Origin of the sequence: Roseovarius sp. A46 (assembly GCF_004126395.1) — a bacterium.
In the GTDB taxonomy this organism is placed as follows: domain Bacteria; phylum Pseudomonadota; class Alphaproteobacteria; order Rhodobacterales; family Rhodobacteraceae; genus Roseovarius; species Roseovarius nitratireducens.
The window spans coordinates 1-11,566 of record NZ_PVWS01000052.1; the positions used below are offsets into that span (position 1 = coordinate 1).

Annotated in this window: 9 protein-coding genes and 1 pseudogene; 2 read left to right on the forward strand and 8 right to left on the reverse strand. The window is 61.8% G+C overall.

The genetic code is table 11. The features are described 5' to 3' along the window. The first annotated feature begins 292 nt into the window (after positions 1-292). Positions 293-1,255: a DUF808 domain-containing protein gene (locus C6W92_RS16820; RefSeq protein ID WP_129435223.1), complete on the forward strand. Its 963-nt coding sequence runs from the start codon at positions 293-295 to the stop codon at positions 1,253-1,255. A 179-nt stretch (positions 1,256-1,434) separates the two neighbouring features. On the opposite strand, the gene C6W92_RS16825 is transcribed toward C6W92_RS16820, so the two are convergent. From C6W92_RS16825 to C6W92_RS16845, 5 genes are read right to left on the reverse strand one after another with little or no spacing between them, the layout of a single operon-like run. Beyond that, positions 1,435-2,205 (reverse strand): SDR family oxidoreductase, encoded by a 771-nt coding sequence (locus C6W92_RS16825; protein ID WP_129435225.1) that lies wholly within the window; start codon positions 2,203-2,205, stop codon positions 1,435-1,437. A gap of 6 nt (positions 2,206-2,211) precedes the next feature. Beyond that, positions 2,212-3,018, reverse strand: a complete 807-nt coding sequence (locus C6W92_RS16830; protein WP_104019716.1) for an ABC transporter permease — start codon at positions 3,016-3,018, stop codon at positions 2,212-2,214. Positions 3,019-3,025: 7 nt separating this feature from the next. After that, a complete protein-coding gene (locus tag C6W92_RS16835) occupies positions 3,026-3,877 on the reverse strand; it encodes an ABC transporter permease (RefSeq protein ID WP_164989283.1) in 852 nt (283 codons plus the stop codon). 28 nt (positions 3,878-3,905) lie between these two features. After that, complete coding sequence (locus tag C6W92_RS16840) at positions 3,906-5,060, reverse strand: spermidine/putrescine ABC transporter substrate-binding protein (protein WP_104019920.1); 1,155 nt, start codon at positions 5,058-5,060, stop codon at positions 3,906-3,908. Between the two features lie 40 nt (positions 5,061-5,100). After that, positions 5,101-6,363: an ABC transporter ATP-binding protein gene (locus C6W92_RS16845; RefSeq protein ID WP_347232819.1), complete on the reverse strand. Its 1,263-nt coding sequence runs from the start codon at positions 6,361-6,363 to the stop codon at positions 5,101-5,103. A gap of 8 nt (positions 6,364-6,371) precedes the next feature. Here C6W92_RS16845 and C6W92_RS16850 point away from each other — a divergent pair, with 8 nt between their 5' ends. Beyond that, positions 6,372-7,169: a helix-turn-helix transcriptional regulator gene (locus tag C6W92_RS16850; RefSeq protein WP_104019713.1), complete on the forward strand. Its 798-nt coding sequence runs from the start codon at positions 6,372-6,374 to the stop codon at positions 7,167-7,169. Positions 7,170-7,913: 744 nt separating this feature from the next. Here the strand turns inward: C6W92_RS16850 and sulP are convergent. The 3 genes and pseudogenes from sulP to C6W92_RS18065 all read right to left on the reverse strand — a co-directional run. Next, on the reverse strand, positions 7,914-9,635 hold the full coding sequence (gene sulP, locus C6W92_RS16865) for a sulfate permease (RefSeq protein WP_129435233.1): 1,722 nt from the start codon (positions 9,633-9,635) through the stop codon (positions 7,914-7,916). Positions 9,636-9,726: 91 nt separating this feature from the next. Further along, the gene (locus tag C6W92_RS16870) at positions 9,727-11,403 is read right to left on the reverse strand and encodes a bifunctional protein tyrosine phosphatase family protein/NAD(P)/FAD-dependent oxidoreductase (RefSeq protein WP_129435235.1); all 1,677 of its coding nucleotides are present in this window, start codon (positions 11,401-11,403) and stop codon (positions 9,727-9,729) included. 36 nt (positions 11,404-11,439) lie between these two features. Further along, positions 11,440-11,566 (reverse strand): annotated as a pseudogene (locus C6W92_RS18065) (MBL fold metallo-hydrolase); the annotation flags it as partial.

The window sequence follows — 11,566 nt, forward strand, 5'->3', positions numbered from 1 at the left end:
CAGAAAAATGAGCCTTCGACCCGGCTGCGGCTCATTTTTCTGAGGGTACGATCATAACACGATTCTTTCACGCTGAAGCAGGTCCGACTGGAAGTCGGAGGGTTTGCTCCAGGGCGTGGATACTCAAGGGCTGTGCGTGGGTGGGTTCATGGCCCAGACCCCGCAGATCGGGTCGGATCTACGATCCATGACCGCTGCGCTGCACGGAAAACAATTGATCAACCGGCCTTGTCAGGCGACGCTGTCGTCAAACGGCAGTCTGCTTGGGGAATGTCGGCTACAGGAGGCGGGTATGAGTGGGTTGATGGCATTGCTGGACGACGTGGCGGCTCTGGCCAAGATGGCAGCGGCGTCGGTCGATGACGTGGCAGGGCAAGCGGCCAAGGCAGGGTCCAAGGCGGCAGGCGCGGCGATCGACGACGCGGCGGTGACGCCCAAGTACATGCAGGGATTTTCGCCCGCGCGCGAATTGCCGATGGTGTGGCGCATCGCGCGGGCGTCGCTGATCAACAAACTGGTGTTCCTGTTGCCTGCGGGGTTGGCCCTATCGGCCTTCGCGCCGTGGCTGATCCCACCGATCCTGATGCTGGGCGGGGGCTATCTCTGTTTTGAAGGCGCCGAGAAAGTCGCACATTTCCTGGGGTTCGGTAAAGGTCACGGCGGGCCGGACGGAAGCCACATCGAAGGGGATGCCGCGCATCTGGAGGAACAAAAGGTTGCGGGGGCGATCAAGACCGATTTCATCCTGTCAGCCGAGATCATGACGATCGCTCTGGCCGCGCTTCCTGAAAGCGCGCTCTGGATGGAGGCGGCGACGCTGGCGATGGTGGCGATGGGGATCACCGCGCTGGTCTATGGCGCGGTCGCACTGATCGTGAAGGCCGATGACGTGGGACTCTACATGGCCGAGAACGGCCGACTGGGACTGACCCGCGCCTTGGGACGCGGAATCGTGCATGCCATGCCCAAATTCATGAACTTGTTGATGATCGTCGGCACGGCCGCGATGCTGTGGGTGGGAGGATCGATCATCCTGCACGCGCTGGACCAGATGGGTTTCCCGGCGGTGTATGACTGGATTCACCATGTCGCGGTTGCTGTTGCACAAGGGATGGGCCCGTGGCAGGGCGCCGTTAAGTGGGCCGTCACGGCGGGCCTAGACGGGGTGTTCGGGCTGGTGCTTGGTCTGGCCCTGATCCCGGTTGGGCTGAAAATCATCAAGCCGGTATGGACGCGGCTGGCGCCCGCGCCCTGACGCACAGGAAATTGGCAGGAATCTGCAAATCTTCCACCGGGTTTGTGTGGAATCCGAAGGCTACACGCGACTTTGCTCTCGACGCCGAAGGCAGCCGGTGTTCGCGCCGCTCGGCTCGCCCTGCCGCTTACGCCTCGCAGATTGTCTGAGGGAGGTCACCCTATACGCCAAGGGGCGTTCTAGAGCCGCTCACCGCCATCTATGACCAGCGCCAAACCGGTGACAAAACTCGACCGCTCCGAAGCTAGGTAGACGATGCCGTCGGCGATCTCGTCGACACTGGCCCACCGGCCCATCGGGATCGTGTCTGCGACATAGGATTCGAGTGCATCGCGCCCGCCCATCTGAATCTCGAACCCGGCATTGAAAGGCGTATCGACGAAACCGGGGCAAAGCGCGTTGAAGCGGATGTTCTCGCGCGCATAGTCCGCCGCCATCTGCTTTACCATCGCAACTGCGGCATGCTTGGTCGTGGCGTAGGAGATCATACCCCGGTCATATTGACAGCCCGAGTTGGATGCGGTGACGATTACCGATCCGCCGCCTTGCGCACGCATCGGCGCGACCACCGCCTGCGCCAGCACGAAATGCGCCCTTACATTGAGCGCCCATGCAGAATCCATTTGCTCTGACGTGACATCCTCCAGCCGTCCGGGAATCTGGATGCCGGCATGGCTGTGCAGGATGTCGATGCGCCCGTGGTCACGGACGACGCGGTCGACGGTGGCCCGACAAGCCGTGTCATCCCTTGCATCGAGCGCGAAGGCCATGCCTTGGCCGCCTTCGGCTTCAATCCGTGCAAGTGTCTCCTCCGCAAGGTTGGCCGCTAGGTCGGTTACGATCACGGTGGCCCCGTCGCGCGCCATTGCGCAGGCCCCTGCCCTACCGATACCCGATCCGGCCGCTGTGACCAGCGCGATACGATCCTTGAGCTTTCCTGTCTCCTGCAAAGCGATTTATCCCTTTCCCCTGGAATGGCCTGGCCGCAGCAGAATTTGCGCGACGATCAGAAGCGTGAGAGAGGCCACCATCACCATTGTGCCGATCGCGTTGATCTCAGGCGTCACCCCGCGACGGATGGACGAAAAGATGTAGATGGGCAGCGTCGTCTCCGATCCAGCCACGAAGAACGCCATGATGAAGTCATCGAAACTGAAGGTGAACGCCAACAGAAAACCCGCAAGGATGGCCGGCGCGATCTGTGGGAACGTCACCTGCATGAAGGTTCCCAGCGGACTGGCCCCTAGATCGTTCGACGCCTCGATCTGGGCGCGGTCGAAGCTTTCCAGTCGCCCGCGCACCAGCAGCACGACGAGCGACATGGTGAACATGCCGTGCAAGCCAATGAGCGATCCCAGACCCAGGGAGAGACGCCACCCGGTCAGGCTCTCGATCCAGGGATTCACGAGATCGAAGAGCGTGACAAGCGCGATGAGCGTCGCGATGCCAATCACGATACCGGGAATCATCACCGCGATCTGCACCAGCACGTCAAAGATTGCACGCAGCCGTCCTTTCATGCCCGTGAGCGCCAATGCCGCCATGGTCCCGGCAAGCGTTGCGAGTATGGCCGAGAAGAACGCCACCTTGAGCGACGTCCAGAGCGCCTCCATCACGAAGGGATTGTTGAGGGCGCGGGCATACCATTCGGTCGAGAATCCCTGCATCGAACTGGCATTGCGCCCCGCCGAGAACGAGAACAGCGCGATGATCGAAATCGGCAGGTAGAGAAACCCGTAGACGGCGACGGCATAAAGTCTCATGGCACCCTCACATCAGCCCGACATCGTCGCGGGTGGCTCCGAACCGTTTCACCACCCGTGTGTAGAGCGCCACGACAATCAGCATGATAACGATCAGCGCCACGGCCACGGCAGAGCCGAAAGCCCAGTTGCGCGATTGCAGGAACAGATCGACCAGCGCGTTGCCGACAAAGAACACCTTGCCGCCTCCGAGGATCGCCGGGATCAGGAATTCTCCGGTCAGCAGGATGAAGACCAGCATGGAGCCGGTGAGAACACCCGGCATGGAAAGCGGCAGGGTGATCTGCAGAAAGCTGCGCCAGGGTGGTGTCCCAAGATCAGAGGCGGCTTCCAGCAGGCTCTTGTCGAGCTTTTCCAGCGCCACGTAGATCGGAAAGACCATCAGTGGCAAATAACCATAGACAATACCCACGAGCACCGCGAAGGGCGTGTTGATCAGTTGTATTTCCCCGAGGCCGATCGCCTCCAGAAAGGCCGGAATCCCATTGCCGCCAAGCAGGTAGATCCACGCATAGGAGCGGATCAGGATCGACGTCCAGAACGGCACGATCACCAGGATCAGCAGCATCGTCTTCCAACGCACCGAAACCCTGAGTGCCAGGTAATACGCCAGCGGATAGGCGATGAGCAGCGCCGCGATGGTGCCGAGAGGTGCGAGCGTCAGCGTGTTGCGAAAGGCAGCAAAGCGCGCTGGAAGGTTGGCATATTGCTCGAACGTGAAGCCGGGCGCATAGCCCCCGATCGGGTTGCGCTCGCCGAAGGAAAAGATCAGGACGACGGCCAGAGGGAACAGTAGCAACGCCGCATACCACAAGCCTGCGGGCGTCAGGAGCAGCGTGCGCGCCCGTGTTTGTGCCATGGCCATCGTCCGTCTCCGTTTCCGCGCCTCAGGCCGACTTGAACCGTGCCATGAGCTCAGCCCGGTTCGGATCGGTCAGGGTCACGGCCGCACCGAATTCCAGCGCACTCAGCCGTTCGGCCGCGGGATAGAGGATCGGATCATTGAGCAGGTCCTCGGGCAGGAGCGCATTGGTGCGCGCATCGGCCACTGGATAGCCGTGTGCGAGCGCCTCGCGCGCGTTCACCTCCGGATTGAGCAGATAGTCGATCAGCGCATAGGCCGCCTCGCGATGCGGGGCATCCTTGGGGATGGCATAGTAATCCGACCAGATCTCGCCGCCCTCCTTGCCGAGAGCAAAGCCGATCTCGGGCATATCGCTGTTCATCTGCTTGCCGTCGCCGGTCCAGCACATCGTGAGCCAGGCATCGCCATTGCGCATCGACGGCTGGTAATCCGAAGAGATCGCGAAGAGATGGGGCTTCACGTCGATCAGAAGCTTTTCGGCATCGGCCAGTTCCGCTTCATCGACCGAGTTGAAGCTGTGGCCGAAATAGACCAGCGCATTGCCGATGGTGGTCAGCTGATAGTCATGAACCATCACCCGCCCGTCGAACTGATCGCGCGCACCGTCGAAGAAGGTCTTCCAGCTATCCACGACACCGCCGGTCTTGTCGGAGTTGTAGGCGATACCTGTAGTGCCCCAGTTCTTGGGCACGGCATAGACGGTGCCGTCGATCGTGCCCGCATCGGCAAACCGCTGATCGAATGCCGCAGGATCGTAATTCGGCAGCTTCGACAGATCGAGTGGCTCAATCAGGTCTGCCTCGACATAGGTAGAGATCGCGTAGTTGGTCGGCACGAAGACATCCCAGCCCGACCCGCCCGCTTGCAGCTTGGCCAGCATTTCCTCGTTCGAGCCGAAGACATTGACTTGGGTATAGACGCCCGTGGCATCGGTGAATCGGTCGAAATTCGACGCATCGTGATAATTGGGCCAAGTGGCCAGAACCACGCGGTTGCCCAAGTCCTGCGCCCGCGCGCGACCGGGTAACAGTCCGGGCATGGCTCCGCCCATCACGGCCATCGCGGCACCAAGGCCCGTCACCCCCAGGAAGTGCCGACGCGTGATCGAGCCCTTCTCGTAACGGCGAAGTTCTTCCATGAATTTCTGCCGAGTGATCGGCGCATTATCTTTTGTCATGATCATTCTCCCTTGCTGGATTGTTCAGGTTCAGGCTCGGTCAGTCTTCGGCGGCCAGGACACGCCCTGCCTCCGCCGCCCACAGGATATGGACCTCATCGCCCACCTCGTGCCTGCCCGACGCTCTTTCGGCCTGTCGTGGCAGATTCACCTGCACAGGACCAATTCCCTCGGCCTCCAGCAGGTATTCGGTATGATCGCCGAGAAAGGTGCGATGAGTGATCCGCGCCTTGAGTGCGGCATCTCCGGGACTCGCCGCCACGCCAATACCAAGAGCCTCGGGTCGCACGACGATCTCGATCTTTCTGCGCGTGTCCGGCCCCTCCTCCGACACCAGAACCTCCACGCCCGAGGGCAAAACGACCCGCGCGCGACCATCTGCCCTCTCGACGATTTCACCTGACAGGATGTTGGCCTTACCCACGAAATCCGCAACATAGCGGTTGCATGGTCGATCATAGAGATCCTGTGGGGTGCCCACCTGCGCGATCCGCCCGCCGCCCATGATGCAGATACGGTCTGACATGGACAGAGCCTCTTCCTGATCATGGGTGACAAGCACGAAGGTGATCCCGAGGCTCCGCTGAAGATCGAGCAGCTCGCGCTGCATATCGCCGCGCAGCTTTGCATCGAGCGCCGCCATTGGTTCATCCAGAAGCAGGACCGTCGGCTCGTTGATGATTGCCCGGGCAAGCGCCACACGCTGCTGCTGCCCACCCGACAATTCCCAGACGCGGCGCCCGCCGAAATCCTCGAGCCGGACAGTCTCGAGCGCCTTCGCAACCCGCGCCCCGATCTCGGCCTTTGCCATTCGCGGGCGGCGCTGACGCAGGCCATAGCTCACGTTCTGCGCCACGCTCATATGCGGAAAGAGCGCATAATGCTGAAACACCATGTTGACTGGGCGCCGATAGGACGGCACCGCACTCATGTCAGAGCCATTGATCCTAACACAGCCTTCACTCGGCTCCTCGAACCCGGCAAGCATCCGCAACGCCGTCGTCTTTCCGCAGCCCGAAGGACCGAGGAAAGATAGAAATTCGCCCCGCCGGATTCCGAGGTTCAGTTGATCTGTCGCGAGAACGCCCCCGAATCGTTTGGAGACATTAATAAATTCTGCGACGTGATCCTCGCGCGCATCCTGGTTTTCTGTTGTCTCCGAGGATGCTCGCATGTCTCTTCCCGTTTCCGCATATGCGTCCAGCATATCACACCCTGTCATTATTGACCCAAGAAGGGGTATGCCCTGTTTGACGAAAATGCTACGAAAAGATGATCTCACTGTATATACCACAAAGAGCATAGACGACCATGAAATCTCAGCTTTCGGACTGGACCCGGTCTTGTGCGTGTGCCGTTGAAACCTTGGGCACACCCGGTCTGCCTACAGCGCTTACCGATGCGCTGCGCGCCGTCGTTCCGTTCGAGTTCACGGTGATCTTTGCCTATCACCGCGACCACAAACCTCTTGATCTTTTTGATGATTTTCCTGCCACCAAGCGAAAGGTGATGGTCGACGATTATCAGGAAGGGCCGTATCTCCTCGACCCGTTCTACCTGCACTCCCAAAGTCCAACTGAAACCAGATTGGCGCGTTTGCGCGACCTGGCCCCCGATCGTTTCTACCAGGGCGAATATTTCCGTAATTACTATGTTCAGACCGGCCTTGCCGAAGAAATAGGCTATGTCATCGACGTTGGCGACGACGTCAGCGTGGTCATATCCGCGATGCGCGAGCACAAGGCCTTCTCGGCACGCGAGTTCCGCGATCTCGAGAGCCTGCTACCATTCGTCGCCGCCACCGCGCGAAAGCATTGGTGCGGCCTGATCGGTCAGTTCTTGTCCCAACCGGCGAGCAACGGGCAACGTCTGCCCCGGTTGATAGAAGACGCATTTCAAAGCTTCGGACGCAACCTGCTTACACCGCGTGAGGCCGAGGTGGTCGAATACATTCTCAAGGGCCATTCCGCCGATGCCACCGGCCGTGCACTTGGCATCACGTCCGGCACGGTGCGCATTCACCGGCGCAACATTTACGCCAAGCTACGCGTGAGCTCACAGGGCGAATTGTTCTCCAAGTTCATGGCCTCTTTGTCGGAACTGGGCTGATCATTCGCAGCGAGTGGGCGCAGACTGATGGCAGAGAGGCGCTAGCAGTTCCGGCAGAAGAAGTGCAGACGCGCAATCTTCATGGCAGTTGAAAGGTGTCAGCTACGTAACAAGATAGCCCAGGTTCCCGCCGTCAAAAACGCCTTGATCGGGCATCGTCAGCGGACCGGCACACAATTTTTCGTCAAACAGGTTGGGCCATCGGGCAGACATTCAGCCCGCCCATCGACCAATCCTTTTGCAATGCTCGGCGATCGCGGACCGCGTTGTCAGCCATAACGCTGCCGCGCGACCGCTTAACCCTTCTTCAATATATCGGCGAAACCGCGCCCGAAGCACGTCTGGCAAAGGTGCTGACATGATCCATCCTCCCAAACAGGATGACTCACAAAATCATACGCGTGGGAATCCCCGCGATTCAGGTTCTGGGCGACACGCTGCCAGTGGAGACGAGTTCGAGTTCGTCTGACAGCACCCTTGAAACTACCGCAAGGCCAGATCAACCGCTTGAAGACGCTCAAGCGCCCAGTGTACGGAAATGCCGGGCCGGAATTGCTCAGAGCCCGAATGCTGCCCCTCCCACATAGATTGAGGCAGAACCGGGTTAAGGGCAACGCGACAACAGGAGAAGCAGATAGCTCTTTCGGAACTATCGCCTCTTATCCCGACCGGCGGGCAGTGTCGTGTCCGAGTCCAAGCCCAGGTCTGGCGGCAGATCGGAAACATCCCTGGTGACCATCCGGTTCAGCCCTTCCCGGTCGGAACCAAAGTGGTCCAGGCGTCATATTGCGACAAGAACACCTCTCCGCTCATCTCGTCCAGAAAATGACTGCGCTGGAGACGATCCATCACCGGCCCCTTGACCTCGCTCAGATGCAGGGTGATGCCCGCTGCCTTGAGCCGTTCGTTGATCGCCTCCAGACTTTCCAGCGCGGAAAAGTCGATCTCGTTCACCGCAGAGCACATCAGCACCACATGGCGCAACGCGCAATCCTCGGCGATCCGGTCCTGGATCAGATCCTCCAGAAACCGCGCATTGGCGAAATAGAGGCTCTGATCCACCCGCAGGGTCAGCAGCGTCGGATCGGTCTCGACCTCGTGGCGCAGAATGTTGCGGAAATGCTGCGTGCCGGGGACCAGCCCCACCTCGGCCACATGCGGGCGCGAGGTCTTGTAGAGATGCAGCGCCAACGACAGGATCACGCCCGTAGACACCCCCGCCTCCACCCCCAGCCCGAGCGTGAGCCCGATGGTGGCAAGCACGGCGGCAAAATCGGCCTTTGAATAGGCCCAGGATTTGCGCAGGATCGAGAAATCGACGAGGCTGAGGACCGCCACGATGATCGTCGCCGCCAGCACCGCCTTGGGCAGAAAGAAGATCAGCGGCGTCAGTGCCAGCGCCGCGATGGCCAGCCCGATGGCGGTAAAGGCCCCGGCGGCGGGGGTCTCGGCGCCCGCATCGAAATTCACCACAGAGCGGGAAAAGCCCCCGGTGACCGGATAGCCGCCTGTAAAGGCAGCGCCGAGATTGGCCGCGCCCAGCCCGATCAACTCCTGATCGGGGTCGATGCGCTGGCGTTTTTTTGCGGCCAGCGTCTGCGCCACCGACACGGATTCGACAAAGCCGATGATCGAAATCAGAATCGCCGGCACAAGCAGCGACCCGAGCAGATCGGGCGTAAGATCGGGCATGGTGAGCGGCGGCAGGCCCTGCGGCACCGCGCCCACGATGGCCACGCCGCGCCCATCCAGCCCAAAGAGCCAGACAGCCAGGGTGGAGACCGCAACCGCCGCCACCGGCCCCGCCTTGGCCAGCAGGTCGGCCATGCGCGGGCTGAGGCCCATTCGCTGCAGAAGCGGCTTCAGCCCCTTGCGCACCCAGAACAGAAACCCTGTCGCAAGCGCCCCGATCACCAGCGTGGCCAGATGCACATCGCCCAGATGCACCGCCAGCGATGCCAGCATCTCGACCAGCGTATGCCCGCCTGCGGGCACGCCGAGGATATGTTTGAGCTGGCTCGTGGCGATAAGCACCCCCGATGCCGTGATGAAGCCCGCGATCACCGGATGGCTGAGGAAATTGGCGATGAAGCCAAGCCGCAACAGGCCGAGCGCCATCAGAAACGCCCCCGACAAAAGCGCCAGCGTCAGCGCCGCCGCCGCATAGCCCATGCTGCCCGCTTCGGCCACCTGCCCGATCGCCGCCGCCGTCATCAGCGACACCACCGCCACCGGCCCCACGGCCAGCGCGCGGGAGGTGCCAAAGAGCGCGTAGAGCACGATAGGCACGATCGAGGCGTAGATCCCCGCCTGCGCAGGCAGCCCCGCCAGAAGCGCATAGGCCAGCGATTGCGGGATCAGCATGATCGTCACGATCACCGCCGCCACCAGATCGCTGGTCAGCGTGTCGCGGGTATAGCTGCGCCCCCAGTCCAAGGGGGGGAAATAGCGGGATAGCGAGGGCATGACAGGCGGTCTTTCCAATTCAGGACGAAAAAAGGCGAAAGGCCCCCGGTACGGAACCCGGGGCAGTCAAGGTGCGGGCACAGGGCCGGGTCTAGCCCCCGGCGCTGATCTTCTCGGGCCGGGCCATCCATTCGCGCCCGCGCAGCATCGCCTTCCAATAGATCGGCGGCAGCATCTTTTCCTTGAGCAGCCAGGCCAGACGGCTCGGCTTGGTGCCGTCGATGAGAAACCTGGGAAAGCTGGGCTTCATCACCCCGCCATAGCCGAACTCGGCCAGCACGACTTTGCCACGCTCTACTGTAAGCGGGCAGGAACCGTAGCCGTCATATTGCGCCACCGGCTCGCGCCCCATGATATCGGCCACGATATTCTCAGCCACCACCGGGGCCTGCTTGCGCGCAGCGGCCGCCGTCTTGGCATTTGGCGCGTTCATCACGTCACCCAAGGACCAGATGTTGGTATAGGTCTTGTGGCGTAGTGTCGCCTGATCCACATCCACCCATCCTGCGGCATCGGCGAGCGGCGAGACCCGGATGAAATCCGGCGCGCATTGCGGCGGGCAGACATGCATCATGTCGAACTCCATCGTCACGCGCTCGGGCTCGTGATCGGGTTTCTTCACCTCGAAGACGGCCTTTTTCGCCGGGCCGTCCACGGCCACGAGATTGTGGAAGAAATCGAGCCGCGCGCCGTATTTGTCCATGTAGGATTGCAGCGCGGGCACGTAATCCTTGACCCCGAAGAGCACCCCGCCCGCGTTGCAGAACCCGATCTCGATATCCTTGAGCCGACTGGTGCGGTGCCAGTGATCCGCCGACAGATACAGCGCCTTTTGCGGCGCGCCCGCGCATTTGATCGGCATTGGCGGCTGGGTAAAGAGCGCGCGGCCCGTCTTCAGCCCCTGCACCAGTTCCCACGTATAGGGGGCCAGGTCGTAGCGGTAATTGGAGGTGACACCATTGCGCCCCAGCGTTTCCTCCAGCCCCTCGACAGCGGCCCAGTCGAGCTTCAGCCCCGGGCAGACCACCAGGCGGTCGTATTTCACCACCCGGCAACCGTCGAGGATCACGGCATTGTCCTTCGGCTCGAACGCAGCCACCGCGGATTTGATCCAGTGTACGCCGCGCGGAACGAGGCTGCACATGGTCTTGGCGGTCTCGGCGGGCTCGAAAATGCCGCCGCCCACCATGGTCCAGCCGGGCTGATAGTAATGGATTTCCGCCGGGTCGATCACGGCGATCTCCAGCCCCGGCTTGCGCGCTTTCAGGCTCGCGGCCACGGCAATACCGCCCCCGCCGCTGCCCACGATCACCACGTCAAAGGACGCATCCCCCGTATCGGTGGGCGTCTTGCCACCATTGACGATCCGCCGCGCGACTCCGGCCATGTCATAGCCCGCCGCCTTGGTGGCGGCGAGGATCTCGGGCACCGGGCGGCTCTTTGCCTGGCTCAGGGACCAGAGCGTGGCCGAGCGCGTGCCGGTGCGGCAATAGGCCAGCACCGGGCCGGGCAGTTCCATCAGCGCCTGTCCGAAGCTTTCGGCATCCGCGTCCCGAACCATGCCCGACGTCACTGGCAGATAGCGCGCCTCCAGCCCCGCCTTTTTCGCAGCCGCCTCGATCTCCTCGAAATTCGGCTGGTCGGCCCCCTCGCCATCGGGGCGGTTGCAAATAATGGCACGAAAGCCCGCATCACGGATCGCCGCCATATCCTCGGCACCGATCTGGGGGCTGACCGACAGCGCGTCGGTCACCTTGTTGAGTTGCATCGCGTGTCCTCCCGTTTGGGGTCCTGCGCCCTGAAATCAGAGCCGGTTCACCGGCACTTTCAGCATCGGGTTGCCGTCGCGGTCCTTGGGCACCGCGCCCGCGCGCATGTTGACCTGCAACGACGGCAGGATCAGCCGCGGCATGTCCAATGTCGCGTCGCGT

Bases quoted from the DNA above. Each gene is read 5' to 3' on its own strand.
- C6W92_RS16850 (WP_104019713.1), top strand. From the start codon at position 6,372: ATGAAATCTCAGCTTTCGGACTGGACCCGGTCTTGTGCGTGTGCCGTT.
- C6W92_RS16840 (WP_104019920.1), bottom strand. From the start codon at position 5,060: ATGACAAAAGATAATGCGCCGATCACTCGGCAGAAATTCATGGAAGAA.
- C6W92_RS16845 (WP_347232819.1), bottom strand. From the start codon at position 6,363: ATGCTCTTTGTGGTATATACAGTGAGATCATCTTTTCGTAGCATTTTC.
- C6W92_RS16820 (WP_129435223.1), top strand. From the start codon at position 293: ATGAGTGGGTTGATGGCATTGCTGGACGACGTGGCGGCTCTGGCCAAG.
- C6W92_RS16870 (WP_129435235.1), bottom strand. From the start codon at position 11,403: ATGCAACTCAACAAGGTGACCGACGCGCTGTCGGTCAGCCCCCAGATC.
- C6W92_RS16835 (WP_164989283.1), bottom strand. From the start codon at position 3,877: ATGGCACAAACACGGGCGCGCACGCTGCTCCTGACGCCCGCAGGCTTG.
- sulP (WP_129435233.1), bottom strand. From the start codon at position 9,635: ATGCCCTCGCTATCCCGCTATTTCCCCCCCTTGGACTGGGGGCGCAGC.
- C6W92_RS16830 (WP_104019716.1), bottom strand. From the start codon at position 3,018: ATGAGACTTTATGCCGTCGCCGTCTACGGGTTTCTCTACCTGCCGATT.